At 67.2% G+C, this 26,348-nt stretch carries 33 protein-coding genes; 18 read left to right on the plus strand and 15 right to left on the minus strand.

The window, feature by feature from the left end:
* The first annotated feature begins 25 nt into the window (after positions 1-25).
* The gene (locus ACIP5Y_RS29475; RefSeq protein ID WP_400354927.1) at positions 26-1,003 is read left to right on the plus strand and encodes a helix-turn-helix transcriptional regulator; all 978 of its coding nucleotides are present in this window, start codon (positions 26-28) and stop codon (positions 1,001-1,003) included.
* An 80-nt stretch (positions 1,004-1,083) separates the two neighbouring features.
* The gene (locus tag ACIP5Y_RS29480) at positions 1,084-2,058 is read left to right on the plus strand and encodes a M56 family metallopeptidase (RefSeq protein ID WP_400354929.1); all 975 of its coding nucleotides are present in this window, start codon (positions 1,084-1,086) and stop codon (positions 2,056-2,058) included.
* Positions 2,059-2,130: 72 nt separating this feature from the next.
* Here ACIP5Y_RS29480 and ACIP5Y_RS29485 read toward each other — a convergent pair whose 3' ends face one another.
* Both ACIP5Y_RS29485 and ACIP5Y_RS29490 read right to left on the minus strand, forming a co-directional pair.
* Positions 2,131-2,505, minus strand: a complete 375-nt coding sequence (locus tag ACIP5Y_RS29485; protein WP_400354930.1) for a BlaI/MecI/CopY family transcriptional regulator — start codon at positions 2,503-2,505, stop codon at positions 2,131-2,133.
* A 212-nt stretch (positions 2,506-2,717) separates the two neighbouring features.
* A complete protein-coding gene (locus ACIP5Y_RS29490) occupies positions 2,718-3,080 on the minus strand; it encodes an ACT domain-containing protein (RefSeq protein WP_400354932.1) in 363 nt (120 codons plus the stop codon).
* Positions 3,081-3,193: 113 nt separating this feature from the next.
* Between ACIP5Y_RS29490 and ACIP5Y_RS29495 the strand changes: the two genes are divergently transcribed.
* Positions 3,194-4,015 (plus strand): TIGR02452 family protein, encoded by an 822-nt coding sequence (locus tag ACIP5Y_RS29495; protein WP_400354934.1) that lies wholly within the window; start codon positions 3,194-3,196, stop codon positions 4,013-4,015.
* Positions 4,016-4,024: 9 nt separating this feature from the next.
* Here the strand turns inward: ACIP5Y_RS29495 and ACIP5Y_RS29500 are convergent, their stop codons facing one another.
* Both ACIP5Y_RS29500 and ACIP5Y_RS29505 read right to left on the minus strand, forming a co-directional pair.
* Positions 4,025-4,897, minus strand: coding sequence for an NAD(P)-dependent oxidoreductase (locus ACIP5Y_RS29500; protein WP_400354936.1), 873 nt, complete (start codon positions 4,895-4,897; stop codon positions 4,025-4,027).
* Positions 4,898-4,906: 9 nt separating this feature from the next.
* A complete protein-coding gene (locus tag ACIP5Y_RS29505) occupies positions 4,907-5,560 on the minus strand; it encodes a TMEM175 family protein (RefSeq protein ID WP_400354938.1) in 654 nt (217 codons plus the stop codon).
* Between the two features lie 101 nt (positions 5,561-5,661).
* Here ACIP5Y_RS29505 and ACIP5Y_RS29510 point away from each other — a divergent pair, with 101 nt between their 5' ends.
* Entirely contained in the window at positions 5,662-6,105 is a 444-nt protein-coding gene (locus ACIP5Y_RS29510; RefSeq protein ID WP_400354940.1) for a hypothetical protein, read from the plus strand.
* A 31-nt stretch (positions 6,106-6,136) separates the two neighbouring features.
* On the opposite strand, the gene ACIP5Y_RS29515 is transcribed toward ACIP5Y_RS29510, so the two are convergent.
* Complete coding sequence (locus ACIP5Y_RS29515) at positions 6,137-6,823, minus strand: respiratory nitrate reductase subunit gamma (RefSeq protein ID WP_400354942.1); 687 nt, start codon at positions 6,821-6,823, stop codon at positions 6,137-6,139.
* A 212-nt stretch (positions 6,824-7,035) separates the two neighbouring features.
* Here ACIP5Y_RS29515 and ACIP5Y_RS29520 point away from each other — a divergent pair, with 212 nt between their 5' ends.
* Genes ACIP5Y_RS29520 through ACIP5Y_RS29530 form a run of 3 tightly spaced genes read left to right on the plus strand, consistent with a single transcriptional unit; the run spans position 7,036 to position 8,266 of the window.
* Entirely contained in the window at positions 7,036-7,485 is a 450-nt protein-coding gene (locus ACIP5Y_RS29520; protein ID WP_400354944.1) for an SRPBCC domain-containing protein, read from the plus strand.
* Positions 7,482-7,829, plus strand: a complete 348-nt coding sequence (locus ACIP5Y_RS29525; protein ID WP_400354946.1) for an ArsR/SmtB family transcription factor — start codon at positions 7,482-7,484, stop codon at positions 7,827-7,829. Before ACIP5Y_RS29520 ends, ACIP5Y_RS29525 begins: the two co-directional genes overlap by 4 nt.
* Positions 7,823-8,266, plus strand: coding sequence for an SRPBCC domain-containing protein (locus tag ACIP5Y_RS29530; protein ID WP_400354948.1), 444 nt, complete (start codon positions 7,823-7,825; stop codon positions 8,264-8,266). The genes ACIP5Y_RS29525 and ACIP5Y_RS29530 overlap by 7 nt, the downstream gene beginning before the upstream one ends.
* Positions 8,267-8,293: 27 nt before the next feature.
* Here the strand turns inward: ACIP5Y_RS29530 and ACIP5Y_RS29535 are convergent, their stop codons facing one another.
* Positions 8,294-8,821, minus strand: coding sequence for a GtrA family protein (locus tag ACIP5Y_RS29535; RefSeq protein WP_400354950.1), 528 nt, complete (start codon positions 8,819-8,821; stop codon positions 8,294-8,296).
* A 120-nt stretch (positions 8,822-8,941) separates the two neighbouring features.
* On the opposite strand from ACIP5Y_RS29535, the gene ACIP5Y_RS29540 reads away from it, so the two are divergent.
* From ACIP5Y_RS29540 to ACIP5Y_RS29550, 3 genes are all read left to right on the plus strand, one after another.
* Positions 8,942-9,406 carry a hypothetical protein gene (locus tag ACIP5Y_RS29540; RefSeq protein ID WP_400354951.1) on the plus strand — a complete coding sequence of 155 codons (465 nt, stop codon included), beginning with the start codon at positions 8,942-8,944 and terminating at the stop codon, positions 9,404-9,406.
* A complete protein-coding gene (locus tag ACIP5Y_RS29545; RefSeq protein ID WP_400354952.1) occupies positions 9,403-9,717 on the plus strand; it encodes a transcriptional regulator in 315 nt (104 codons plus the stop codon). The genes ACIP5Y_RS29540 and ACIP5Y_RS29545 overlap by 4 nt, the downstream gene beginning before the upstream one ends.
* 99 nt (positions 9,718-9,816) lie before the next feature.
* The gene (locus ACIP5Y_RS29550) at positions 9,817-11,328 is read left to right on the plus strand and encodes a dolichyl-phosphate-mannose--protein mannosyltransferase (protein ID WP_400355853.1); all 1,512 of its coding nucleotides are present in this window, start codon (positions 9,817-9,819) and stop codon (positions 11,326-11,328) included.
* Here the strand turns inward: ACIP5Y_RS29550 and ACIP5Y_RS29555 are convergent.
* Entirely contained in the window at positions 11,311-11,958 is a 648-nt protein-coding gene (locus ACIP5Y_RS29555) for a TetR/AcrR family transcriptional regulator (protein WP_400354954.1), read from the minus strand. The two genes, ACIP5Y_RS29550 and ACIP5Y_RS29555, sit on opposite strands and share 18 nt — an antisense overlap.
* Positions 11,959-12,049: 91 nt before the next feature.
* Between ACIP5Y_RS29555 and ACIP5Y_RS29560 the strand changes: the two genes are divergently transcribed.
* Positions 12,050-12,436, plus strand: a complete 387-nt coding sequence (locus ACIP5Y_RS29560; protein WP_400354956.1) for a cupin — start codon at positions 12,050-12,052, stop codon at positions 12,434-12,436.
* 1 nt (position 12,437) lies between these two features.
* Here ACIP5Y_RS29560 and ACIP5Y_RS29565 read toward each other — a convergent pair whose 3' ends face one another.
* Entirely contained in the window at positions 12,438-13,034 is a 597-nt protein-coding gene (locus ACIP5Y_RS29565; protein ID WP_400354958.1) for a class I SAM-dependent methyltransferase, read from the minus strand.
* Positions 13,035-13,100: 66 nt separating this feature from the next.
* On the opposite strand from ACIP5Y_RS29565, the gene ACIP5Y_RS29570 reads away from it, so the two are divergent.
* The gene (locus tag ACIP5Y_RS29570; RefSeq protein ID WP_400354959.1) at positions 13,101-13,685 is read left to right on the plus strand and encodes an XRE family transcriptional regulator; all 585 of its coding nucleotides are present in this window, start codon (positions 13,101-13,103) and stop codon (positions 13,683-13,685) included.
* 16 nt (positions 13,686-13,701) lie between these two features.
* Here the strand turns inward: ACIP5Y_RS29570 and ACIP5Y_RS29575 are convergent, their stop codons facing one another.
* Entirely contained in the window at positions 13,702-14,508 is an 807-nt protein-coding gene (locus ACIP5Y_RS29575; protein ID WP_400354961.1) for a LuxR C-terminal-related transcriptional regulator, read from the minus strand.
* A gap of 82 nt (positions 14,509-14,590) precedes the next feature.
* Entirely contained in the window at positions 14,591-15,910 is a 1,320-nt protein-coding gene (secY, locus tag ACIP5Y_RS29580) for a preprotein translocase subunit SecY (protein ID WP_400354963.1), read from the minus strand.
* 197 nt (positions 15,911-16,107) lie between these two features.
* Here secY and ACIP5Y_RS29585 point away from each other — a divergent pair, with 197 nt between their 5' ends.
* The 5 genes from ACIP5Y_RS29585 to ACIP5Y_RS29605 all read left to right on the plus strand — a co-directional run bounded on the left by ACIP5Y_RS29585 (position 16,108) and on the right by ACIP5Y_RS29605 (position 21,575).
* Positions 16,108-17,040, plus strand: coding sequence for an EamA family transporter (locus ACIP5Y_RS29585; RefSeq protein WP_400354965.1), 933 nt, complete (start codon positions 16,108-16,110; stop codon positions 17,038-17,040).
* Positions 17,041-17,338: 298 nt separating this feature from the next.
* A complete protein-coding gene (locus ACIP5Y_RS29590) occupies positions 17,339-17,764 on the plus strand; it encodes a hypothetical protein (protein WP_400354967.1) in 426 nt (141 codons plus the stop codon).
* A gap of 270 nt (positions 17,765-18,034) precedes the next feature.
* Complete coding sequence (locus ACIP5Y_RS29595; RefSeq protein WP_400354969.1) at positions 18,035-19,567, plus strand: DNA mismatch repair protein MutS; 1,533 nt, start codon at positions 18,035-18,037, stop codon at positions 19,565-19,567.
* Positions 19,558-21,039 carry a DNA mismatch repair protein gene (locus ACIP5Y_RS29600; RefSeq protein WP_400354971.1) on the plus strand — a complete coding sequence of 494 codons (1,482 nt, stop codon included), beginning with the start codon at positions 19,558-19,560 and terminating at the stop codon, positions 21,037-21,039. Before ACIP5Y_RS29595 ends, ACIP5Y_RS29600 begins: the two co-directional genes overlap by 10 nt.
* A 161-nt stretch (positions 21,040-21,200) precedes the next feature.
* Positions 21,201-21,575, plus strand: a complete 375-nt coding sequence (locus ACIP5Y_RS29605; protein ID WP_400354973.1) for a VOC family protein — start codon at positions 21,201-21,203, stop codon at positions 21,573-21,575.
* Positions 21,576-21,618: 43 nt separating this feature from the next.
* Here the strand turns inward: ACIP5Y_RS29605 and ACIP5Y_RS29610 are convergent, their stop codons facing one another.
* The 5 genes from ACIP5Y_RS29610 to ACIP5Y_RS29630 form a co-directional block, all read right to left on the minus strand.
* Entirely contained in the window at positions 21,619-22,242 is a 624-nt protein-coding gene (locus ACIP5Y_RS29610; protein ID WP_400354975.1) for a DUF4232 domain-containing protein, read from the minus strand.
* Between the two features lie 14 nt (positions 22,243-22,256).
* Positions 22,257-23,036, minus strand: coding sequence for an SDR family oxidoreductase (locus ACIP5Y_RS29615; RefSeq protein ID WP_400354976.1), 780 nt, complete (start codon positions 23,034-23,036; stop codon positions 22,257-22,259).
* Positions 23,037-23,064: 28 nt separating this feature from the next.
* Entirely contained in the window at positions 23,065-23,610 is a 546-nt protein-coding gene (locus tag ACIP5Y_RS29620) for a Clp protease N-terminal domain-containing protein (RefSeq protein ID WP_400354978.1), read from the minus strand.
* Positions 23,611-23,613: 3 nt separating this feature from the next.
* Entirely contained in the window at positions 23,614-23,844 is a 231-nt protein-coding gene (locus ACIP5Y_RS29625) for a helix-turn-helix domain-containing protein (RefSeq protein ID WP_400355855.1), read from the minus strand.
* 122 nt (positions 23,845-23,966) lie between these two features.
* On the minus strand, positions 23,967-24,347 hold the full coding sequence (locus tag ACIP5Y_RS29630) for a cyclophilin-like fold protein (protein ID WP_400354979.1): 381 nt from the start codon (positions 24,345-24,347) through the stop codon (positions 23,967-23,969).
* 248 nt (positions 24,348-24,595) lie between these two features.
* Here ACIP5Y_RS29630 and ACIP5Y_RS29635 point away from each other — a divergent pair, with 248 nt between their 5' ends.
* Entirely contained in the window at positions 24,596-26,347 is a 1,752-nt protein-coding gene (locus ACIP5Y_RS29635) for a cutinase family protein (RefSeq protein ID WP_400354981.1), read from the plus strand.
* Position 26,348: the final 1 nt, after the last annotated feature.

The following is a 26,348-nucleotide window of genomic DNA, read 5'->3' on the forward strand; positions in this document are numbered from 1 at the left end:
CCGCATTTCGGCGCATGATCGGTGTATGCCCGATGTCACTCGCCGGATGCTCGAACTGCTGGCCCAGCTGCAGACCGGACGACGGTTCGCGGGCGGGGAGCTGGCCGCGCGGCTGGAGGTGAGCCCGCGCACGCTGCGCCGCGATGTGGAGCGCCTGCACGAGTACGGGTATCCCGTCACGACCCAGCCCGGCCCGAGCGGCTTCTACCAGCTCGCCGCGGGCCGCACCTTGCCGCCGCTGGTGCTCGATGACGATGAGGCCGTGGCCACCTTGGTTGGACTGGCCTTGCTGGGCTCGGCCGGTCCGCCGGAGCGGGACGGCCACTCCGGCATCGCTGCGGCCGCCGACCGCGCCTTCGGCAAGATCGACCAGTTCCTGCCGAAACGCCTGCGCCCCAGGGTGACTGCGCTGCGTGTGACCGTGGAGGCCGCGCCGCAGTCCGCACCGGCGGTGGATCCGGAGGCGCTGGCGGTACTCGGGCTGGCGGCGGCGCGGCACGAACTGGTGACCTTCGGCTACATCGGGCGCACGGGCCGGATCTCACGTCGCCGCGTGGAGCCGTATCGTCAGGTGCACCTGCATCTGCGCTGGTATCTACTGGCCTGGGACATCGAACGCGCGGACTGGCGCTCGTTCCGGCTGGACCGGATGAGCGGAATCGCCACCACCGCAGCGCCTTTCGCGCCACGCCCGCTGCCCGCCCGTTCGGCCGCCGAATATTTGCGGGAGGGCATCACCGCGCCCCGGCATCGGGCGGTGGTCACGGTCGAGGCGGCCGCGGCGGCGGTGAGCGATGCGCTCCGGTTCCAAGATTGTGAGATCGAAGCGCTCACGGCCACCCGGTGCCGGGTCGTCACCCGGGTGGATTCGTTCGAGTGGCTCATTCTCAATATCGCGCTGACCGGCGCGCAGTTCACAATCGAGCAGCCTGCGGAGTTCCGGGCGCGGAGTCGCGAGCTGGCGGAGCGGCTGTGGGGCGCCGGCGATGAGAGCGCACGGTAAGGATCCCCTCAGTTTTCGCACATAGACTCTGCCGGACCGAGAGGAGCGCTGTTGCAGGGGACAGTCGAGAGAGCGGCGGGATGAGCGTCGCGGCGTGTTTGCTGCTGTACGGGTTCGCGGTGGCCGTGCTCGCACCGCGGTTGTTGTGCCTGGTGGGTCACAGCGGCGCGGCGCCGCATTTCGCGCTGGCGGCCTGGATGTCGGCGATCGCGACCACCGTGCTGGCCTGGGTTGCGGCGCTGGTCATTCTGGTCGTGGACCTGCTGACGCATCAGATCTCGAGTGTGCCGGAGCGGTTCGTCAACAGCTGCCTGTGGCATCTGCACGATGCGTGGATCGGCAGCTACGGCGCGGGCGTGCAGATCGGGCTCTGGCTGCTCACCGGATTGGTCGGGCTGGCAATGACAGTCGTGGCGATTCGCCTGTGCCGGACCTTGCTGCGGGCGCGGCGGGTCACGCTCGAACACGGGCGGATGGCGCGGATAGCGGGGCGGCATCATCCCGGATTGGATGCGGTGATTCTCGAGGTCGACCAGCCGGCCGCGTATTGCGTTGCGGGTAAACCACATACGGTCGTGGTGAGCCGGGGTGTGCTGGCCGCGCTGGACGAGCAGCATCTGGAGGCGGTGCTCAGCCATGAGCGCGCGCATCTGGCCGGCCGCCATCACCTGCTGCTCGGGCTCACCCGCGGACTGGCCACCGTCATGCCGCGCATCAACCTGTTCACGCTCGGCGCGGCCGAGGTCGCCTGGCTGCTCGAAATGGTCGCCGACGATGCCGCGGCCCGCGCGCACGGGCGCGACACCGTCCTACAGGCGCTGCTCGCGCTCTCGGGCATAACCGGGGAGTCCGCTCCGCAGCGGGGCACGGCCGAGGTCGCCCTCACCGCGCGGGTCGCCCGGCTCGCCAAACCGGCGACCATGCCGGTTCGGGCGCGCGCCCGGTTGACCCTGACCGCGGCGGCGACCACCGCCACCCTGGTTCCGCTGGCCGCGGTGGTCGCCGCCGCCGTCGGTTTCGTCATCGGCGACCCGATATTCGACAACCAGCACTGACGAGTGCACGGGGCCACGATTCCGGCGGGTCCGGCAGAAACCAGCGGAATGGCGGCCGTTCGGCCGTGGCGGCTATGCGCGCTTGACGCGGGCCAGTTTGCGGAGGGCGGCGCGTAGGCCCTCGGATTCCTCGGCGCTCATCTGCTCGACGAAGTGGGCCAGGACCAGATCGGAGCGGCCGCCGCTGCCCAGGGCCTCGCGCATGAGATGCGCGCTGTACTCCTCGCGGGAGAGCTTGGGCCAGTAGCGGTATGCCTTGCCCGCGCGTTCGCGTTCCAGCCAGCCCTTGCGGTGCAGGTTGTCCATGGTGGACATGACGGTGGTGTAGGCGATTTCCCGCTCGGTGGCGAGTTCGTCGTACACCTCGCGGACGGTCGTCTTGTCACCACGGTCCCAGATCCGTTCGATGACGACCGCTTCCAGATCTCCGAAGCCTTTCGCGCTCATGGTTGACCACTCCCTCATTTCACGGTCCGGCCGGCACCGGACCGCTAATACGTTCTACGTACGTAGACAGTACTATCGTCCATCGAGGGTGTACACGCCGCAACCTGACAAAAGTCCCGAATTGTCCCGGCGTTTCGCAACCCTTAAGACAGGCGATGGGTGGGTTACCCGATCCGCGCTGCGGTATCCCCTACTCCGCGATACAGCGTCCCCTACTCCGCGATGCGATGTCCGGCGTCGCGGAGCGCGTCACTCGCCTCCTCGAGGCGATGACTCGGCACCAGCACAAGATCGGCGTGATAGGTGGACGCCACGAACACCGGAATGGCCGCCGCGGCCAGCGGGCCGACGACCGCGGCAAGCTGACCCGTCGCGTTCGGGGAGCTCGGGCTCGCGCTGTAGAACCCCTTCCACAGTTCGCCTTCGATCCAGGCCGGCGCCTCGCGAATCACGGTGAGCCCCTCCGGCGCTCGCACCAGGGCGATCCACTCGTCGTCCTCCGGGAAGGTGGAATTCGGCAGGTGCTCCACCACGAATTGCGAGGGGACGATCCGTAGCCGCTGGGCACTGGTCATTGCGACATAGTAGGTGCCGGCACCGACAGCCGCGGCAAGGCCCCGGACAAGAATTAGTGCAGAGGACTAAAATTCGCGTGACTGCGCGGCCGGACCTCCGTATGGTCGCTGAAATGAGTACCAGCCCAAGGCAGATCGCCGACGAGAACGAGCGCATAGCCGACGCGGGCGGCTACCGCGCACCCGACGGTACGAGCGTGGACATCGGCGCCGCGCTCGCGGCGGCCTGCGCGGGCACCGTCTCCTATGCGCCCGCGGATGACGTCTCCGGCGGCCCGCGTGGACCTTTCGCGGGTGGCTTCGAGGTGACCGGCGAAGGCAGCATGCAGGCCGCGCGGCGGTGCTACGACGAGGGCGGGCGCGCGGTCGGCGTGCTGAATTTCGCCTCGGCCCGCAATCCCGGTGGCGGCTATCTGCGTGGAGCGCGCGCACAAGAGGAGGATCTGTGCCGCAGCGCCCTGCTCTACCGTTGCCTGCTGCGCGCCCCCGACTACTACGCGGCCCACCGCGCGTCCCGGGATCTGCGCTACAGCCACCGCGTCATCTACTCCCCCGCCGTCCCGGTGATCCGTGACGACCGCGGTGCGCTTGCGCCACAGGCGATTCCGATCTCGTTCCTGACGTCCCCCGCGCCCAATGCCGGTCAGCTGGCCTTGCAGTCTGCCGAGCCGATCGATGTGCGCGAGGTGCTCATCGCCCGCGCCGACCGGGTGCTCGCGGTGGCCGCGCGGCACGGGATTCGCGAACTCGTGCTGGGCGCTTGGGGTTGCGGCGTGTTCCGCAATGATCCGGCCGAAGTCGCGGCGGCCTTCGACCTGGCCCTGCGTGACCACGGTGCGGCCTTCCGGCGAGTGGTCTTCGCCGTCTGGGATCGAAACCCCGTGTCCGCCAACCGCGCCGCCTTCGAATCCCGCTTCGGCGCGGCGCTCGGCTGACCGCCCGGTTCACTCCCGCAGCAGGTCGATGATCTTGCTCTCGTTCAGGTCCCCGTGACCGGCGTCGACCAGCTGCCGGAAGTGACCGAGGGCGGCATGGCCGAGCTGCGCCGGAGCGGCGAGGGCTGCGGCTTGCTCGACACCGATGCGGGTGTCCTTCAAGCGCAGCGCGGCGGTGAACGCGATATCACGGTCGTGGACACCCTCGAGCATGAGCCGGCCGAGACGGACCACGGTGGGGCTGGCCGCGCCGCCGCGCGAGAGGGTGTCGACGACGGTCGCGAGGTCGAGGCCCGCGAGTTCGGCGGTACGCAAAGCCTCTGCGGTGGCGGCGATCTGGACCGAACCGAGCAGATTCTGCATCAGCTTGTAGGCGGTACCCGCGCCGACGTCACCGAAATGCACGATATCGGTGCACAGCGGCCGCAGCAGTGGGCGCGCGGCATCCAGACACTCGGCGGCCGCGCCCACGAAGAGGACCAGCTCACCCGCGGCCGCCGCGTCGGGCAGTCCGGTCACCGGGCTGTCGAGGAATCGAAGTCCTTGCGTATCGGCCTGTTTCGCCAGTTCCAGCAGCCACGGCCGGGACAGGGTGGAGCATTCGATAGCGAACGCGCCCGGGGCGGGTTCGCCGGAGAGCGCGCCGTGCTCGCCCAGCCAGACACTGCGTGAGGCGGTGTCGTCGGCGACCATCGCGAAGATCGCCTCCGCGTCCCGCACCGCTGCCCGGGGCGTCGGCGCATAGACGGCGCCGGACGCCACCAGCTGCGCTGCCTTTTCCGCTGATCGGTTGTACACGGTCACTCGATGTCCGGCGGACACCAGCCGTGCCGCCATACCCGACCCCATCCGGCCTGCTCCGAGAAACGCGATCTTCGCCACGACCGCACCCTACCGGGCGAGGATGCGCGCCCGGATGCGCTCGTAGCCGATGCCGTAGGCGAGGATGGCGATCACGTACAGCACCAACGCCACGGCCGGCACCACCAGCCCCAGGACCGCGATCAGATCGAAGAGCACGAAACCCACGATGGCCTGGCGACTTTCGCGGCGCGCGTAATCGGTGTCGTGGCCCGGCTGGAACAGTGCCGGATTGCGGCGCAGCGCCAGCCACATCACGTACCAGGCCACCGTCTGCACGGAGGCGATCACACCGTAGAAGGCGGTGGCGACGCGGGCGTTCCAGCCGCCGTCCTCGAGGTGGTGGGCCAGCACGGTGGTGGGGAACGGCAGGAAGGCCACGGTCAGCAACAGCAGCAGGTTGCCGGAGTGCAGCAGCCCGTCCATGCGCCGGATGCGGTCGAAGAATCGATGGTGGCACAGCCAGATCACGCCGACGGTGAGAAACGAACCGGCGTAGGCGAGATAGGAGGGCCACAGCGCGCCCAGTTGCCGGAGCAGATTCCCGCCATTGGTGTCGGGGAGGTGGATCTCGAGGACCAGCAGGGTGATGGCGATGGCCATGACGCCATCGCTGAAGGTTTCGACGCGGCTGGTATCGGTCAGCCGGTCTTCGGTCACGGTGGGCAGCGAAGGGTGTTGCACCTCAGCATTATCGAGGCCACGATCGAGGTCTCGCCCGAACCCGGCTGTTTCGATACCCTGAGAAGTGGAACGACTCCCGTCAAGCGGGAAGGACAGCGCTGATGAGGGTGCGGCGAACGGCCGCGGCGATCGTGACGGCCGCGGCGATCGGCGCCCTGACGTGCGGAATGGAAACGGCTCCGGCGCAAGCGGATCCGCTGCCGCAGTTCTCGCCGTTCGGGACCACGCTGTTCACCTTCGGTGATGCGAATTTCTGCACCGGGATGATCGGTATCTCCATGGAGGCCACGCCGGGCATGCCGGGCCACGTGCTCGCGCATGTGACTCCGCTGGGGTATCAGCGGGGACCGTGCGGTAACACCGTGTCGTTCGGCTGGGTGGGTTCGGCGGGGGCGCAACACCAGAATGTGTACGTGTACACCGATGCCGCGCCCGGCGATACGGTGACGCTGGATCTCTGGGTGGGCATGGGACCGGCCAAGATCATGGCCGATACCTGGCCGGTCCAGGGCCCGTTCGTCGACTGGTACATCTGGGTGCCCTGAACCCGGCACATCCGGGCGTCCTCGCGAGCTCCTAGGCGGGATCCGGTGCGCCCAGGACGGGTTGGCGCCGGAAAACGCCTGTGCGCGCGAGCTTCCGGAGCAGCCGGGCGGTGGGGACGGTGAAGACGCCGGCCAGCCGGGTGTAGGGCCAGATGGCGACCAGCAGCATGACGATCAGGCCGCGCGCCTGATACATGGCCGGCGCGTGCTGCATGACCGCGGCATCGGGGTGCAGGGTGACGAGCGAGCGGACCCAGGTGAAAAGCGTTTCGGCCGCGAGGTATCCGTGATCGGTGGAGTGGGGATCGAAGCTGACCAGGATCGACGACAGCAGGGCGGCGATCAGGACCGGCAGCGTGATGCGATCCAGCGGGCTGACCCGGGCGTGCGCGTCGGCGGCGATCAGCGGCGGGATCAGCAGCACGGCCGCGCCGGCCACGGCCAGCGGGATCGCGATGACCTGCAGGGTGATGAGGAAGGGCCCGATATGGCCGCCGGGGCGGGAATGCGGGCCGGAGGCGAGCACTTCGGCGATGCGCGCCACGAAGAGCACCGGGACGCCGATGCGGAACGAGAGTGCGCCCAGTCGCTGGGCGGTATCGGCGTACGGGCCGTAGCGCGGACCGCGGAACCGGTCGCGGCGGTAGCGCCACAGATGGCCGCCGGCAAAGGAGACCACGGCGGCGCAGGGTAGGAGCACCCACACCACGTACATCATCGGTCGAACCTCCGCGCCCCTGCTCCGCACTGATGCGGACTACCTTTGCACGCACATCGGCGGGGCGGAAGGGGCCAAAGGCGCCTTTTCCGAACGGATTTGCGGGGTCGCCGCCCGGTTTGCCCCATTCGCAACCGATGGTTGCGCAACCGCGCTCGGTCGGCTACCGTGATGTGCAACAAAAGGTTGCGTATCCGGAAAGGGTCGAGAGCATGGAGTACGGAAGCATCGAGCGGGAGATATACGTGGACGCCTCGCCCGAGGTCGTCTTCGAAGTGGTCAGCAAGCCCGAGCACATCTCGGAGTGGTGGAGCGACGATGCCGCCTTCGAGGCGACTCCCGGCGCGAGCGGCCACCTGATCTGGGGCAATGGCGAGCAGGTCGTCCCGATGACCGTGGTGGACGCCGATCCGCCCCGGCAGTTCTCCTTCCGCTGGTGCTCGGAGGAGGCGGAGGGCGGAGCCGGACATTCGCTGCTGGTCACCTTCGAGCTCATTCCCTCCGGCACCGGCACGAGGATCCGGCTCACGGAGACCGGCTTCCGCGAAATGGGCTGGGAGGTCGCGAAATTGGAGGAGCAGTACAACGATCACGCTTCCGGCTGGAACAAGTACGTGCCCCTACTCGGGGAGTACGTCACGCGGCTGGTGTCGACCCGATGACCGCTGTCGTCGATGACGATCTGTGGTCCGCGGTCGGGGATCCGACCCGACGGCGAATGCTCGACCTGCTCTTGGCGACCGGCGATGGCACGGCCACCAGCCTCAGTGAGCAGCTGCCGGTGACCCGGCAGGCCATCGCGAAACATCTCGGCGTGCTCGACCGTGTGGGCCTGGTGCACGCCACGCCCGCGGGGCGGGAACGGAGGTACCGGGTGGACGAGGCACAACTTGCCCGCGCGGTCGCGCAGCTCTCCACGGTGGGGGCGGCGTGGGATGCCAGGCTCCGGCGCATCAAGCGGATCGCCGAGGCAATTCAGCGGCAGAAAGAAGAGAAGACATGGTAGACATCCTGCACCGGATCGGCGTCAAAGCGCCTGTGGCCGAGGTCTATTCGGCCTTGACCACCAACAAGGGACTGGCCGACTGGTGGACGAAGGACACCGAGGGTGCGGGCGGAGAAGTCGGCGACGAGCTCCGATTCCGTTTCGCGGCAGGCGGATTCGATATGCAGGTGCGCGAACTCGATCCGGGCAAGCGGGTGCTGTGGGAGGTCGTGGACGGACCCGAGGAATGGGTCGGCACCCATGTGGACTGGGTCCTCGACCAGAAGGACGACTACGCGATCGTCCTGTTCACCCATCAGGGCTGGCGCGAGCCGGTGGAGTTCATGCACCACTGCAGCACCAAATGGGGGGTGTACCTGATGAGCCTCAAGTCACTGGTCGAAACCGGTACGGGCGCCCCGCATCCGCATGATTTGCGGATCGACGACATAGACTGACGCCCGCTCCGATCCACCGGCGGCATGCTACTGCTGGTGGATCGGCGTCTCATCCTCTGCCGCAGCAGGTTTCACGGCATGCGGGAAGACGAACTTGCGCATCGCCCACCAGCGGAAGCCGGTGGCGAGCAGGGTGCCGATGAGGGTCGCGCTGATGAAGTCGGCGACGTTTTCGGCCAGCATCGACACATGCGGGGTCTGCAGGTCGAGTGCGTAGCGCGAGACCGCCAGGGGTAGCTGGTTGATCACCAGGCCGACGCCGGCCACCACGAAGAACAGCGCCGCCTCGTGCCGGGGCTGCCGGCCGCCGCGCTCGGTGAAGGCCCACTCGCGGTTGAGCACGTAGGACAGCACGGTGGCCAGCAGGACCGCGATGACGTTCGCGGTCACCGGCTTCCCCTGCAGCACGGTCCACTTCAGCCCGAAGAACAGGACCGATGTGGTGACGAAGGCAATGGCGCCGACGGTGAGGAACTTCAGCAGTTCCGCATTCCGCACGAGCACCGTCAGCAGCCGCTTCGGCACTCTGGCCGCGACCAGCTCAGCTATAGACACAACGTCAGGCTAGCGGAGAGGGCTGCGAGCCACTCGAGTGAACCGGGTCTCGGCGGCCATTGACTTTCCTGATAGGAAAGTGGGACTCTTACTTTCCAGGTAGGAAAGTAAGGAGTTGTCATGGACAACGTTGCCCCGGATCAGGCCCGCGCCGCACTGGACGCGGCGGAAAGGGCCAGGCAGCAAGTAGCGGAGGAGGTGGGACTGCCCCGCTGGTACTGGTGGGGAATGGCGGGCGGATGGCTCGCCCTGGGCGCGATCGGTGAACTCGGACCGCAATGGCTGACGATCGCCGCGACCGTGGCCTTCGGTATCGGCCACTCGACAGTCGCCTCGCGGCTCCTCGATGGACGTCGGCGTACGGACCGGCTACAGGTCAGTGCGGCCGTCGCCGGGCGGCGGACACCGATAGTGGTCATCGGCATGCTGCTCGGCCTGGTCGCGCTCACCGTCGGTGCGGCGCTGGCCCTGAACGCCGACGGTGCGCACCACCCCACCATCTGGGCGGCGGTGCTGATCGCGGCGATCATCGGCTTCGGCGGGCCGGAAATGCTGCGCACCCTGCGGCATTGGGTGCACGCATGACCGAGGCGCGTTTCGACGAGCTGATCCATCCCAGTACCCGGCTGTCACTGGTGGCGACCCTGGCGGCAGCCGACTGGGCGGAATTCGCCTTTCTCAAAGAGCGGCTGGGACTCTCGGATTCGGCCCTGTCCAAGCAGCTCACCACACTAGAGGAGGCCGGCTACGTCACCACCGAACGCCGCCTCGACGGCAGCCGGCGCAAGGTGCGCGCCCAGCTGACGAGTACCGGCCGCGCGGCCTTCCACGGGCATATCGCCGCACTCCAGGAGATCGTCGCCGGGGCCACCCCACCGGCCACCCGGCCCAATTGACATGCACCGCCCGGTAACTCGATCTTGAGTTGCGGGACCGGCCACGCATAGGGTCGGTACATGGGAGGACCGGTCGGCAGCGAGGAGTCGCTACGAGCCATGGTCGCGCCCGCACCGCTGCGTCCCCGGCCCGAGTCCCAGCCGAGCGACACCGCGCGGGGCTGGCTGGTCACGATCGCCCTGACCCTGCTCGCGGGGATACTGCGATTCGCCCGCCTGAACTATCCGACCGACGGCGGCACGCCGATGTTCGACGAGAAGTACTACGCCGATCAGGCCTGGCAGATGCTGAGCGGCGGCCGCGGCATCGAGGACAACCCCGGGTACGCGCTGGTGGTGCATCCACCGGTCGGCAAGCTCCTCATCACCGGCGGGGAGGCCATCTTCGGGTACACGCCGCTGGGCTGGCGGTTCTCCGCCGCGGTCGCGGGCACACTGCTCGTGCTGCTGGTGATCCGGATCGTGCGGCGCATGGCCCGCTCGACCCTGATCGGCGCCATTGCCGGAATTCTGATGCTCGCCGACGGCGTCACCTTCGTGAACTCGCGCATCGGACTGCTCGATATCTTCCAGACCCTGTTCGTCACAGCCGCATTCGGCTGCCTGATCGTGGACCGCGATCAGATGCGGGAGCGGATGGCCCGGGCCGATGCGGCCGGACGCACCCGCTCGCACCGCTTCGGGCCGCGACTCGGCGTGCGGTGGTGGCGCTTCGGTGCGGGCGTGCTGCTCGGCCTGGCCTGTGGAACCAAATGGTCCGGGCTGTATTTCGTGATCTTCTTCCTGGTGCTGAGTCTGGGCTTCGATATCGCCGCGCGGCGGGCCTACGGTGTGCGGCAGCCCTGGCTCGGCACGGTGGTACGCGACCTGGCGCCCGCGGTGTACGCGCTCGTGTTCATCTCTCTCACAATTTATTTGGCGAGCTACGCCGGGTGGTTCGCCGATGAGACCGCGGTGGACCGCTACGAGGTCGGGGTGCACGTCGGGCCCGGCGGCTGGTTCTCGTGGGTGCCGGACGCGCTGCGATCGCTGTGGTTCTATCACGGCGCAATGCTGGATTTCCATGTCCAGCTGACCAATACAAACGGCTACCACCATCCGTGGGAGTCCAAGCCGTGGACCTGGCCGATGGGCCTGCGCCCGACGCTCTATTACTTCCCCAAGCCGGCGGAGACCACCGGCTGCGGCCAAGCCTCCTGCGTGCGTGCGGTCATGCTGGTGGGAACGCCGGTGATCTGGTGGCCGGCCTTCCCGTTGCTCGGCTGGTCGCTGTGGCAATCGGTGGTGCGCCGGGATTGGCGTTTCATTGCCGTGCTGACCGGTTACGCCGCCGGGTGGCTACCGTGGTTCGCCGACCTGGACCGCCAGATGTACTTCTTCTACGCCACCGTGATGGCGCCGTTCCTGGTGATGGCCCTCGCTCTCACTCTCGGACAGGTGCTAGGACGATCAGGTCAGTCCGCGGAACGGCGGGGCATCGGATTGCTGCTGGTATCGATCTATCTCGGCCTGGCCATCGCGAATTTCGCGTGGCTCTACCCGATTTTGACCGGCGTGCCCATTACTCCCGCCACCTGGAATCGCGAACTGTGGCTACCGAGTTGGCAGTAGGCCGCCCACCAGGGCGCGCAGTCCGGATTCGTAAGTGTCCATGGCGGTGAGTTCCGCCCAGCGATCCCCGGCCTCGGCCAGTCGCGGGAACTGCGCGGCATCGACATTCTCGAAGATCCGTTCACGAAAGGTCTTGTCGGCATTCACTGTTCGCCGCCGTGCCGCCGACGCGTGCACGAGGATCTCGCCGACGGTGTAGTACCAGATCTTCCGGTAGGCGTGCACCGCCTCGTCGAGGCCGAGGCCGCCCGCCATGGCGGCCTCGATCATGGTCTCCGGATACCACAGTGCGGCAGGCGATAACAGGTCGTCGGAGGTCAGCACCTCGACGATCCACGGGACCTGCGCGAGCGAGTCGTGCATGGCGCGTGCGGCGATGACCAATCGTTCCCCCGGGTCGCCGGGCAGTTCGGGTCGTTGCATGCCGGCGGCCGCTTCGTCGAGGACCAGGAGCAGCAGTTCGTCCTTGTTGCGAACGTGGTGGTACACCGCCATCGGGGTGGCGCCGAGCTCGGTGGCGAGCCGGCGCATGGTCAGCGCCTGCACACCGTGGGTCTCGATGAGCTCGCGCGCCGTGGCCGCGATCTGCGCGCGCGACAGGCGTGGCGGCCGTCCGGTACGGGTTTCCACCGCACCATCTTGGCATGGACTCTCGACAGCGGGCACTCGCGTGGACTAACTTTTTATACATGTATAGAAAGTCTCTACATGGAGGAACGTCATGCAACTGACCCCCATCGACCTGTTCTCTCGCGGCGTGCGCATGCTCCCCGACGGCCAGGTATTCGACGAACAGCGCCGCATGAGCGGCGATATCGACGGCTGGACCATGGCCACCTTCCACGTGGAAACCGATGCCGATGCGCACGGTGATCATTGGGAGATCCACCCGCACGGACAGGAACTCGTCGCCGTCCTCACCGGCGGGATCCGCATGTACCTGCGCCCGGAAACGCCCGGCGCCGAGGAGGATTCGGTTTCCATCGGCCCCGGCGAGGCCTACATCGTCCCGCAGAACCGCTGGCACCGAATCGAACTCGACAAGCCCACCGACCTGATGTCGGTCACCCTCCGCCGCGGCACCCGCCTGACGCCGCGCGACGAGTGACTCATCGCCCGCGCTGCGCCCGGAGGACGACATCGTGGGCGTGCCCGGTGCCCGCCGGGGCGGGATCGACACGCGGGCGAGTCTCATCGACCACGATGGTCCACTCCTCACCGAGCAACGCGCCGACCTCACCGGGCAGATAGAAGTCCCCCGGATCGAAGTCACCGCCATGGTGCGCAACGAGATCGGCGAGATCGTGCCCGGCGAAGAGCAACGTTCCGCCCCGCGCCACGGCAGCGAGCAATCCACGCAATGCCCGATGATCACGCTGCCGTGGCAACGGAAAGTACAGCGCCGAAACCAGATCGAACGCACCGGCGGGCGGCGGAGTGACAGTCAGATCGGCCCGCATCCACGCCACCCGACCATCCCCGCCGGCCGCCGCGGCCCGCCGCAACGCGACCTCGGAGATATCGATCGCGGTAACCTGCCACCCCCGCCCGGCCAGCCACCGCGCATCCGCGCCTTCACCGCACCCGATATCCAGGGCCTGCCCCGGTGGCAGGTCGGCCGCCTCGCTGACCAGCACCCCATTGACATTGCCGCTGAACAACTGATCGCGGGTGGCATACCGCTCATCCCAGAATTGTGCGTCCATCCCGCCAACCTGCCTCGACCGGCGGCGACTTGACAAAGTTCTTTGCCGAAACGGCAAAATGGCGGGATGAGCGACGAGTTCGAGGCGGTACTCAATGCGATCGGCCCGCGGTTGCGCGAGCTGCGCCGCCGCCGGAACACATCGCTGGCCGAGGTCTCGGCCGCCACCGGGATTCCCATCAGCACGCTGTCACGGCTGGAGTCGGGCCTCCGCAAACCGGGTTTGGAAATGCTGCTGCGGCTGGCCAAGACCTATCAGGTGCCCCTGGACGAACTCGTCGACGCCCCGGCCAGCGGTGATCCGCGCGTGTATCCGCGCCCGATCAATCGCAACGGCATGATCATCGTCCCGCTTTCGGGCAGACCCGGTGGGCTGCAAGCCTTCCGGCACATCCTCCCGGCCGGGCCGAACGATCTCGAGCCGGATCCGCGCTCACACGAGGGATATCACTGGCTCTGCGTGCTCGACGGACGGCTGCGGGTGGTGCTCGGTGAGCGGGAACTGATCCTGAGCGCCGGCGAGGTCGCCGAATTCGACACCCACCTGCCGCATTGGTTCGGCAATGCGGACGACCGGCCGGCCGAATTCCTCAGCATCCTGGGCCCGCAGGGGGAACGTTTCCACATCAAGGCGCGCTATCGGCCCACCTGACGAAAGCCGTTGCCGGTCATCCCACTTCGAGGGGCACGACGCGGCGGGTGTGGGCGTAGACGACGGCCTGGACGCGATCGCGGACACCGAGTTTGGCGAGGACATTCGAGACGTGGGTCTTGATCGTCTGCTCGCCGACGCCGAGCGCGCGGGCTATCTCGGGGTTGGTGTACGCCTTGGCCATCAGCAGGAGGACCTGGTGTTCGCGGGTGGTGAGGGTCTCGACTTCCGGTGCGGCGGGGAACGGTTCGATGCCGTAGGACAGCCGGGAGACCAGGTTGCGGGTCAGGCGCGGGTCGATCAGCGCGTCGCCGCGGGCCACGGTGCGGATGGCGGCGATCAGGTCCTGGGAGGGCAGGGCTTTGGTGAGGAAGCCGCTGGTGCCGAGTCGTAGTGCACGGTAGAGGTTTTGCTCGGTTTCGCCGGTGGCCAGGGTGAGAATGCGGGTGGTGTCGGCGAGCGCCGCGACCGAGGCGATGGCGGCGGGGTCGTCGAGGCCGGGCATATCGAGATCGAGGATGGCGACGTCGGGTCGTAATCGCCGCATTTCGCTGATGGCCGTGCAGACATCGGGAGCTTCCGCGACGCAATGGATGTCGGGCTGGGCGCCGATCACGGCGCGCATGCCCGAGCGGAAGACGAGGTGATCGTTGGCGAGCAGGACCGAGATCGTCGACTGCTGTGCGGCTCGCAGGACGCTGTCCCGGCCGGCGACCGTGGTCTCGGCTTGCGCGTAGCCGACCGACAGCATGGTGGCGGTGATCGCGAGCAGCAGCGATGACACCACCCGGAGCAGCGTGCGGGTGGACGTGGTCGTGGCCATATTGTCAGACCGTAGATTCAAGATCCGTCCGCGTATATAGGCAATCGGGTGTATCCGGGGCTCCCCCGATGGAGGGAGCCGGTCAGCGCAGGAATCCCGCGTAGTTCTTGTTCATGAGTTGGCTCTCGAGCTGTTTGACGGTGTCGAGGCCGACGCTGGACACGATCAGCAGCGAGGTGCCGCCGAAGGTGAGGGTCTGTGCGGGACCGGCGGCGCCGAAGTGCAGCAGCAGGTTCGGTATCACCGCGACGGCGCCGAGGTAGATGGAGCCGGGCAGGGTGATGCGGCTGAGGACGAAGTTCAGGTAGTCGGCGGTCGGTCTGCCGGGGCGGTAGCCGGGGATGAAGCCGCCGAATTTCCGCATCTCGTCCGCGCGTTCCTCCGGGTTGAAGGTGATCGCGACGTAGAAGTAGGTGAAGAACAGGATCAACGCGACGTATGTCCCGACATAGACGGGGTTGCCGGGGTTGACCAGGTATTTCTGGATCAGCTCCTGCCATTTCGCCGGATTGCCCGTGTTCTGCTGTGTCAACTGCGCCAACAGGTTCGGCAGGTACAGCAGCGAGGACGCGAAGATGACCGGGATGACACCCGCCTGGTTCACCTTCAACGGCAGATACGTCGAGGAACCGCCGTACATCTTCCGGCCGACCACGCGTTTCGCGTACTGCACCGGAATGCGGCGTTGCCCCTGCTCGACGAAGATCACTCCCACCAGCGTGAGCAGGACCGCGGCGCAGATCGCGGCGAACAGCAGTCCGCCCTCGCTGTCCAGAATCGCCTTGCCCTGGGCCGGGATTCGCGCGGCGATACCGGCCAGGATCAGCAGCGACATGCCGTTGCCGATGCCGCGGTCGGTCATCAGCTCGCCGAACCACATGACCAGTGCGGCGCCCGCGGTCAGCACCGCCACGATGACCAGCATGCCGAAGAACGATCTGTCCGTGAGTATGTCGGTCTGGCATCCGCGCAGCAACTGCCTGCGCGCGGCCAGCGCCACCAAGGCGGAGGCCTGCAGTACCGCCAAGGCGATGGCGAGATACCGGGTGTATTGCGTGAGTTTCGCCTGACCGGACTGGCCTTCCTTGCGCAGCTCGTCGAAGCGCGGGATCACCACGGTCAGCATCTGCACGATGATTCCGGCCGTGATGTAGGGCACGAAACCTATTGCGAATACCGAGAGTTGCAGCATCGCGCCGCCCGAGAAAAGGTCGATGAGCTGGTAGATGCCGGCGGACCTGCCATCGGAGACGACGTGCAGGCAGGCGCGGACCGCCTTGTAGTCGACACCTGGCGACGGGAGGAGCGCACCGAATCGGAACAGGGCGAGTATGCCCAGGGTGAAGAGGATCTTCCGCCGTAGGTCCGGAGTCCGGAGGGCCGAAGCGTAAGCGGAAAGCACAGATCCTCCTTGACAAGGGACGGACCGATTCGGTCTGTATTGCTGCGACCGTACGGGCGGGCAGGCCCTCGGCACGTCGGCCGCGAGTCGCACTTCGGACTCCCCCGATAGCGGGAATTACCGCTGGTACAGGCGTTTCGGGCAGGGCGGCGAAACTCGGGTGACAAGCGGTCCGCTCGTCTTTAGCGTCTTGCTGCGTGACAGTGACGACCTCTGACCTTGCCGCCCGGCAACGGGTCAGATCCGGCGTGGTGTGCGCGGTGGTATCCGCGGCGTCGTTCGCGGCTTCCGGTCCGCTGGCACGCGGGCTGATGGATGCGGGCTGGAGTTCCGCGGCCGTGGTTGCAGTCCGGGTGCTGGTGGGGGCCGTCGCGCTCGCGCCGATCGCGGTGCGGCAGTTGCGCGGCGACTGGCGGATATTGCGCCGCAATGCATCTCTGATCAGCGCTTATGGGCTGATTGCGGTGGCCGGTACGCAGCTTGCGTATTTCAATGCGGTCGCGCGCATGAATGTGGGTGTGGCGCTGCTGATCCAGTTCGCGTCGCCGATTGCCGTGGTGGCTTGGTTGTGGCTGCGGCATCGGCCCGGTGCGGCGACGCTCGCCGGCGGCACGATCGGCCTTGCCGGTCTGGTTCTGGTTATCGACCCGCATCCGGGCCTGTCCACCAGCTGGCCCGGTATTGCCTGGGCGTTGCTGTCCATGGCCGGTGGGGCGGCTTACTTTCTGCTCTCCGCGCGCGCCGGCGGCACGCTACCGGGAACGGTGCTGGCCGCCGGTGGGGTGCTGGTCGGCGGCCTGATGCTGCTGGTCGCCGGGGCGATCGGGGTCGTCCCGCTGCATGCCGGCACCGAACAGGTTGTCTTCCATAACTTCACGACTCCGTGGTGGGTGCCGGTGCTGGTGCTGGGTACGGTGACCGCCGCGCTCGCCTATGTCTCCGGTATCGCGGCGACTCGGCTGATCGGGTCCCGGCTGGCCTCGTTCACGGCATTGCTGGAGGTCCCGGCGGCGCTGGCCTTCATCTGGGCGTTGCTGGGCGAGGCTCCGCATGCCATCCAATTGCTCGGTGGCGCACTGATCCTCGCCGGTGTGGTGGTCGTCCGCCGCGGTGAGAACACCGGCCACTAGGTGATCACCCCGAGTTGCTACATCCTTCGGCACCCGGAGATCCACCCAGGGGTGGACAAATCGAAGACCAAGGGTCGATGACCCGGGCCGGATTTCGGCGCAGAATTTCCGGTATGAGCTCGTGATCACAGGGTGCTCTAGGGAAGCTCTCAGCCGCAACGGATTAGACGCACAGGTGCGGATGTGAGGGTAGTGATTGCGACAAATGTCAACGAGTGAACACGATCAACCTGGTGAATGGGAGAACACAGTGGCCACAACGTTTCCGAGCATTGTCCCCTCGGCAACTTCGCACGCTGTGCAGGACTACCGAAGCCTCGGCTGGAATGTCACCGAGACATCCACCGGCATCGACCTGACCACCGACAACCAGATCGCCGCAGTCGAACTGACCGGCGCCCAGGCCGCTTCCGTCCGCCGCTATCTCCGCGCGAACAACCTCTCCGGCCCCGTGATCGAACTCCGCGGCCCCCACCGCCGCGAAATCCACCTGGTAGTAGGCGCCGCCAAGGCCGCCCTGGCCATCGAGGCCCTCCGCACCGCCGGCGCCACCGTCCACACCAACGGCGCCACCATCCCCCTCCCCTGCACCAACCCCGCCATCACCTGGGGCGTCTCCCCCACCGAGGCCCGCTGGACCCCACCCTTGGTGGCCATCTCCGCCGCGGTCCGCGCCACCGCCGCCACCACGGTCCGCCCCCAACTCCGCAACGTAGCCTGCTGAGCCCTACTCCCTCATGAGGATTGACTGCGGCGTACCGCCCGAGCGGTACGCCGCTTCCGCGTTTCCACTCGAGACGATCAGAGAGTCGGCCCGTGATAGACGAACTCGCCGATCTCGCCGGGGCGACATCGTTCATCTCGTCATCGACGATGCGCGCCTGGACTCCATGAGTCTCGTGCTGCGCTACTCTGGCGGCGGCAATAGCTTGACGGCCGGTAAGGTAGTTCTCTAGCGTGCGAGGGGTCGGCGCTGGAGACGGAGGTGGGGACCGTGGCGGGTGTCAGTGTGTTGTGGCCCGGGGGAATTGGGGCGGCGGAACCGGTCGGGGTGGATGCGGTGGGGCGGGCGGATCTCGATATCGGGGTGGTGATCAGGGGCATCGTGGGGGCGGATGAGTATGGGCTGCGGGGGTGGTTCGAGCAGCCGGTGCGGGAGCCCGAGGTGGTGCGGTATCGGCAGGAGGTGTTTGCCGATTTGGGGGGTGAGGGGGTTCGGGGGGTGTTCGAGACTTTTGCGGGGGATATGCGGGTGGTGCGGAAGCGGTTGGAATGGGTTGGGCGGCAGCAGCATCCGATTCAGCGGGAGCGGTGGCTGGTGGGGGCTGCCGCGGAGTATGTGGATGCGGTGGGGCGGGTGGTGGAGGGGTTGGGGACGCTCTCGCTCGAGTCGCGGGGATTGCGGGGGTGGCGGGAGTTCGTCGGCGCGTACGTGGATGGGACCGAGTTCGGGCGGCTGGCGGGGGCGGTGCGGCGGGTGCAGCGGGGGTTGGATGCGGTGCGGTATGGGATTCGGATCGTGGGGCGGAGTTTGGAGGTGGGGCGGGCCGGGGAGGAGGCGGATTACAGTGCGGGGATCGCGGAGCTGTTCTCGCGGTTCGGGACCGGCGCACCGGGGGCGGCTCGGGAGCCTTCGGAGTGGGACGATATGGCCCAGCTGGAGGAACAGGTGCTGGATCGGGTTGCCGCGTTGCATCCGGACGTATTCGGGGAGCTCGGTGAATTCGCCGAGGAGTACGGGGAATTCGCTGATGCCGAGGTGACGAGGTTCGATCGGGAGATTCAGTTCTATCTGACGTATCTGGCGTTCGGGCGGCGGGTCTGTGGGGCGACGCGGGCGATGTGCCTGCCGGAGCTGGCATCTCGGCGCGACGAGATTCGTGCCGAGGGGATGTTCGATCTCGGCTTGCTCACTCGGCGCGGGCGCGGCGGAGACACTGTGGTGTGCAATGATTTCCGGCTCACGTCCGCGGAACGGGTGATCGTGGTGACCGGGCCCAATCAGGGTGGGAAGACTACCTTCGCTCGCGCGTTCGGGCAGTTGATGTATTTCGCGGCGCTCGGGTGCCCGGTACCGGCGCGGAGTGCGTGTCTGCCGTTGGCGGATCGGGTGTTCACGCATTTCGAGCGGGCGGAGCAGGCTACCGATCCCGATGGGAGGCTCGCGGACGAACTCATCCGCATCCGTGATGTGCTGGAACAGGCCACCGAGGACAGCGTGATCGTTCTCAATGAGAGTTTCAGTTCGACCAGCACCGCCGATGCGGTGCGGATCAGCCGGGACGTATTCGAGCGGATCGCCGAGCGCGGGTCGATCGCGGTGTGGGTCACCTTCTTCGACGAGCTGGCTCGCGGCGGGCCGGCCACGGTGAGCATGGTTGCCGCTACCGATCCCGATGATCCGGCGCGGCGCACATTCCGGATCGAGCGGCGAGCGGCCGATGGGAATGCGCACGCGGTGGTGCTCGCCGAGCGGTTCGGGCTCACCTATGACCTTGTCACAGCGAGGATTACGACATGCGGGTGAATCTGCTGCAGCCAACCGGACACGCAGGCGGTCCGGCGGCCAATGGCGACAATGCCTTCGATGACCTGGGTCTCGAATCCCTCTGCGCCGTAATCGCCGCGGACCCGGTGGTCCTCGATGCGGTCCGGGCGGCGCTGGCGGCGCCGGTGACCGATCCCGAGGTGATCCGCTATCGCCATGCCGTGCTGGCGGACTGCCACGCCCATCCGGCGATGGTGCGCGAGCTCTACCGGATCGCCTGCGAGGCAACAGCAATCAAGCGCTGGCGAGTCGGGCCCGCGCATCACGCCAATGGCAAGCTGGTCCTCACGCTGCAACCGCTGACCGAGCTGGTCGGCTTCCTGCGGCAGTTGCGCGCGGCGTGTGACCGGGACGGCCGGGTGTTCGATTCGGCCGGATTCACCGATCTGATGTCCGTCGTCGCGACCGAGCTCGACGACCGGTATCTCGACACTATCGAAGCACAGCTGGCCGCAATGGATTTCGAGCACGGACTGCATATCAGCGCCGGACTGGGCGTCAGCAACAAGATAGCGCGCATCGTGCTGCACGAGCCGATCCGGCGGCGACGGTTCGGATTCGATCGCCGCAGCGGGTACACCTTCCGCGTCATCGAAGAACCCCAGCCGGAGTTCGATCCGCTCATGCAGCTGCGCGACCGTGCGCTGAACGTGATCGCCGATGTCGTGAACGACGCAGCCAACCACGTGCAGGACTTCTTCCGCTGCCTGCGCACCGAGCTCGCCTTCTATCTCGGCTGCCTCACCCTGCGCGACCACCTCGGCCGGGCCGGGCTGCCGCTGTGCCTGCCAACCCCGCACCCGGCGGGCGCGCCGCGCCTGCGCTGCACCGGCCTGCGCGACATCACGCTGTGCCTGTCCGCCGATCAGCCGGTGGTAGGCAATGACATCGATGCCACCGGCCGCTCGCTGATCGTCGTCACCGGCGCCAACAGTGGCGGCAAGTCCACCCTGTTGCGCGCGATCGGCGCCGCCCAGCTGATGATGCAGGCCGGCATGTTCGTGGTCGCCGACAGTTTCGAGGCCGAGGTGCACGACGGTGTGTTCACCCATTTCGTCGCCGATGAGGACCGCACGATGTCGCACGGCAAGCTGGTCGATGAGCTGGCCCGGATGAGCAAGATCATCGATCGGATGCGCCCGGATTCCCTGCTGCTGTGCAACGAGTCGTTCTCCTCCACCAGCGAAGCCGATGCCACCCGTATCGCGCTCCCCCTCATCGACGGTCTCGTCACCAGCGGCGTCCAGGTCGTCTTCGTCACCCACCTCTATGAATTCGCCGGCCGGCGGTACCGATCCGCCCAGCCGGCCGACCTGTTCCTGCGCGCCGGTCACGACACCGACGGCACGCGCACCTTCCGCTTCGTTCCCGCACCGCCCGAACCCACCAGCCACGCCGCCGACGTCTTCCGTCAGGTGTTCGACCGTGCACCGAATGCCGCACCGCGGTAAGGGACTTGCGCCGTCCGCTAGAGTGATTGGCGATGATAACCGGGACGGCCTCGAGCCATACACGGATTGGTGACCCGGCGCTCCACTGAGCGCCGCACGTGCACCGCCACCGGCCTGATTGACCACCAGCACCAAGGATCAATCGAGCCGAGGAGGCATTCATGACCGCACGTTTCAACCACACCATTATTGCCGCGAAGGACCGTACCGAGTCGGCCGCGTTCTTCCGCGACATCTTCGAACTGGACGAGGCCCCCTCGTGGGGTGTTTTCGCCAATCTGCTCTGTGAGGACGGGGTGCTGCTGCAGTTCGCGGAGCCGCCGGTGGAGATCCAGATGCAGCACTACGCGTTCCTGGTCGACGACGAGCTGTTCGATCGGGCGTATGCGCGACTGCTCGAACGCGAGATCGAGCATGCCGCCGATCCGTTCTTCCAGCGGCCGGGGCAGATCAACTCCGAGCACGACGGCCGGGGCGTCTACTTCCGGGATCCCGCCGGGCACGGGATCGAGATGATCACCCGGCCGTATCTGTGATCGGCTGCGGGGCAGCGGCATTCCTGCCGCTGCCCCGCGCACGTCAGTTGCCCTGTACGCCTACGGGATACACGTAAGGGCGTAGGTGGGTCGAGCCGAAGAGGTCTTGCACCTTCTTCCCCGGCCAGGGCCACGGAAAGCTGACCGTATCGGTGGTATTCGGCGGCGTCACCAGCAGCCGGTCGGGATCGACGGTGAGAGTAGTGCTGTTGCTGTCGGGATGGTCCGGATCGTAGATGCCCAGGCCGCCACTGGTTTTCGCGGAGACGGTCTGGCCGGGGGCAACCGTGACCGCAATGGGCTGCTTGAAGGTTTCGCGATCGAAGTCGTCGCTTTCGCCGGTCTTGGTCATCAGCGCGACGCCCGGAAACCCTTGGAGGGTGCACGATGCGGCGGACACGTTGGTGAAGTCGATCTCCCCGACCACCATCGCGGGGGCGGGCTGATCACCCCATCCCGGAATGGTCACCTTCAGATCGGCGCCCGCGCACTGGGCGAGCGCCGCGGCCGACGTCGAAGGCGCGGCGCTCGCCGAGGTGCTCGCAACAGCTGCGGCGGTGGTGGACGGCGCCGTCGTGGTCGATGTGCTGGAACAAGCGGCCGATGCCAGTGCGGCACAGGCCAGGACGATCGGCAGCCGAGTCGACCACATTCGGGTACGGAACATTTCCGGATCCCCCCTCAGCCGCGGCCGATGTAGGGCATGGCATTGGCCATGACTGTAAGGAAGGGGACATTGGTGCTCAGCGGCAGCTCGATGGTCTGCACGACGAGGCGCGCCACATCGTCGGCCGCGATGGTGGGCTCGGGCCGGATGGCGCCGTCGGCCTGGAGCGATCCACTGGCGATACCGGCGGTGAGTTCGGTTGCGGCATTGCCGATATCGATCTGCCCGGCCGCGATGTCGTAGGCACGGCCTTCGAGGGAGAGCGACTTGGTCAGCCCGGTGATGGCGTGCTTGCTCGCGGCGTAGGCGACCGTTTCGGGCCGCGGCACATGCGCGGAGAGCGAACCATTGTTGATGATCCGGCCACCGCGCGGGTCCTGCCGCTTCATCACCCGGAAGGCGGCCTGCGCGCACAGGAAGGCCCCGGTGAGGTTGGTGTCGATCACGCGCCGCCAATCCGCCACGGGCACTTCGTCTATGGGCAGGGTGGGCCCGAAGATGCCCGCATTGTTGACCAGTACGTCGAGCCGCCCCCACCGCTCGGTGACCTGCTCGAACAGGGCCTGTACGGCGTCGGGGTCGGTGACATCGGCGGGGAGGGCCACGATGCTCCCCGGCCCGGAAGCCGCGGCAACGGTCTCGTCGAGGGTCGCGGCGGTGCGCCCGGCGGCCACCACCTGGTGACCGGCCGCGCTGAGTGCGACGGCGATGGCGCGACCGATACCGGAACCGGCGCCCGTGACGAGAACAATCTTGGAAGTGGACACGACCCGAGGGTAATGGTTCACCCCCATCGCCCCCGGGCCGCCGGGCGCATCCGGCTCAGGAAGCCAGCCGGGCCAGCCGATCGAGCGTCGCCGAGCGCACGGCGGCGGTGTCCACACCGAGCGCGGCGAGGGTCTGTGCGGCAATCGAATCCGTATCGGCATCGAGTAATCCGAGCAGGATGTGCCCGGTGTCGATTCGCTCGTCGCCGAGTTCCAGCGACTCCCGCAGGGACTCCTTCAGCAACTGCTTCCCCTGCACCGTGAATGCCGGTCGGGGATAAAGGAATACGCCGCGGCCGAAGGTGTCGTCCGCGCGCCGCTGGATCTCGGTGACGTCGATCCCGATCGAGGAGAGCGCGTCGACCGCCGCCTGTCCCCCGCTCGCCGCGACCCCGGCCGCCTGTGACCGCCGGATGACTTCCGCCCGGAGGAGGCCGAGTTCCGCGCCGTGCGCGTCGAGCACTTCCCCGGCGGCTCCGGAGGTCGCGGCCAGTCCGAGCAGGAAATGCTCGGTGCCGATGAAATCGTTGCGCATCGAGATCGCGGCGTCCTGCGCGACTCTGATGACCTGTTTGGACTGTTCGGTGAGCTTCTCGAACATCGGCTACTTCTCCTTACCGGTGACTTGCCGTCGTCCCGCGTGCTTTTCGTGCACGGTCTGCTTGCTGACCTGCAGCGTGTCCGCAATCCGCTGCCAGCTCCAGCCCTGATCGCGGGCATTGTCCACATGCACGCGCTCGAGTTCCGCGAGCAGCCGGCGCAGTGCGACCACGGCCTGCAGACCGACTTCAGGGTCTTTGCTGGTGACCTGTCCGGCCAGCACGTCGGGCGGCATAGCGTCTGCGTCATCCACGATGTCAGGATATCCTGACGGCAAGGTCGGGTCAAGAAAACCTGACGCACGGCGAGCGGTGCGTCAAGGTCTTCCGAATCCGGTTCGGCCAGTGGCTGTTTCGGCTAGGCGAGCTCGACGCGGATCGAGTCACCGTCGCGGACGGTGGCGAGCAGGCGTGGATCACCATCGATGCGGCCGAGCAGATTGCAGGGACTGGCGAGGCGGCACTCGTCGCCGCGGGAGATCGGGGTCGGGCCGAACGGCAGGGCCAGGGCATCGCCATCGGTCCAGAAGGCGACCGTGCCCGCATCCACGACCTGCCGGGCGTCCGGCTCGCGCGGGACGTTGACGCCGGTGCCGAAGTACACCTCGTCACCCCAGGTGTTCGCCGTCGCGGAGATCGGGAGCGCGGCCGATAGGGCCTTTACCGTGGGCGTATCCCCCAGTGTGGCGGTCAGGTGGCCGGCCGGCCAGGTGATGCGGATGCGGGTCTCGTTCGACATGCGCACATTCAACAATGTGTTGAAATCGCCGGGAAGCGTCTCAACCTACGAACCCCGGCCCCCGCCGCGCCCGCCCCGCTGTCGGCTCCTCCGAAAGCGGCCACGGCGAGACCCGCATCACTGTGTTCAATAGCGAATCATTTGCGTCCGTAACACTTTGCGGGCTCGGGACGACGTCACTTCTGAACATGCCCCTTCGGGGTGGGGCCGTCCGTTCGCATATCGTTTGTTGGAATGGGGATCTGGGCATGGCTTTTGGCGATTATTTCGCGCGACACAGGATTGCCACGGCAGCGGCGGCGCCTGCCGTCCTGGGCATTGCTGCAATAGTTGCCGCGTCGTGGACACTGACCGCTACCACCTCGAAGACGGCCGATCCGCAGTTGACGGCCTCGGTCACGGAATGCCATGACATGGTGACCATTTCGGTCGCCGGACGCAATGATTCGCCGCAGTCGGGAACGACGAAACTGCTGGTAGACGCGAATGGCAACGAGCTGCCGGCGGCGCAGGCCGATGATTACCACAGCCAGTGGGTCGACCCCGTGGTCAATGCCCCCAACGGTGCGGTGAATCCGGGTTCGTACTCCGCGGTCTATATTTCCTATCCGGCGAATCTGTCCACCTACGAGGACGCGGTCAACACCGGTGTCGCCAATACCGAGAAGGTCATGGAGCAGATCTCCGCGGCCTGCCCGAACACCAAGTACTCGATTGTCGGCTACAGCGAAGGCTCCGATGTGGTGCGCCGCGTCGCCATGCAGATCGGTAATCAACAGGCCGGTCAGAACGGCAAATACGGCATTGTCGACCCGAATACCGTGCTCGGCGTGGTCATTCTCGCCGACTCGGGCCGCTCGGCCGGTGAAGGCCCGTTCCCGGGCGCGAAGGATCCGTTCAGCAATCCGGACGGCTACGACGTGAAGTACCAGAACGGCACCACCCCGATCTCCGGACAGGGCGCGCTACCGGGCAATGCGGGCGGCTTCGGCGCCTTGAACGGCAAGATCGCCTCCTTCTGCTCCGACGGTGACCTGACCTGCGCTGCGCCGCAGAACATTTCGCTGCTGCAGCTGGCGGTCAACGTGGGCCGGCAGGTCAATGCGGACGCCCTGCAGAACGACGGGCTGAACCCCACCACCGGCATGGATGTCGCGGTGGCGCTGGGCCGGATCACCATGGCGGCCTTCGCCGATATCGCCTCGCAGCCCAACTGGATGGCGAGCAACGAAACGTTCCTGCAAGTGCTGCTGAAGGTTTCGGACCCGAACTACAAGCCGGGCTCGGACCAGCCGGCCCCCGCGCCCGCCGATTCCATTCAGGCCACCTCGCTCTCGCCGCTGGCGTTCCTGCCGCAGAAGGTGTTCAACGAGGTCGTCGGGCTCATCGTGACGAACCAGAACACCATCCCGGTACTGCTGAACGACCCGTACAACCTGACCCTGGGACCCAACGGCACCGGCCACCACTTCGACTACTGGCGTGACTCGGACCCGAACAACGGCAAACCGCTGACCTCCGCCGAATACGCGGCCGCCTGGCTCACCCAGCTGGCCAAGCAGGCGCAGGCCGGGATCACGACGACGACCACCACCCAGCCCGCGCCGAATGTCGAGCGTGCCGCGCTGAAGGGCTCGGCGACACCCACCACCGACCCGAGCAAGACCACGACCACCACGACGACCACCCCGGGCGCCACCACAACGGACCCGAACACCACCACCAAGCCGGACACCACCACCACGAAACCCGGTGCCGCAAAAGACCCGAAGGACGTGGCCTCCGTCGTGCCGCAGCCCACCACGACCACGGTGACGACCACACCGACCACGACAACGCATGCCCCGGCACCCACCACCACGGTGCCGACCACGACAGACCCCACCACCACGACCGACCCCACCACCACGGTGGCGCCGACCACAACAACCGCACCGGCCACAACCACCACCACACCGACCACGACGGTGGCGCCGACCACCACCGCAAAGGCGAACTGAC

It is taken from the genome of Nocardia sp. NPDC088792, from assembly GCF_044750615.1.
Classification (GTDB): Bacteria; Actinomycetota; Actinomycetes; order Mycobacteriales; family Mycobacteriaceae; genus Nocardia.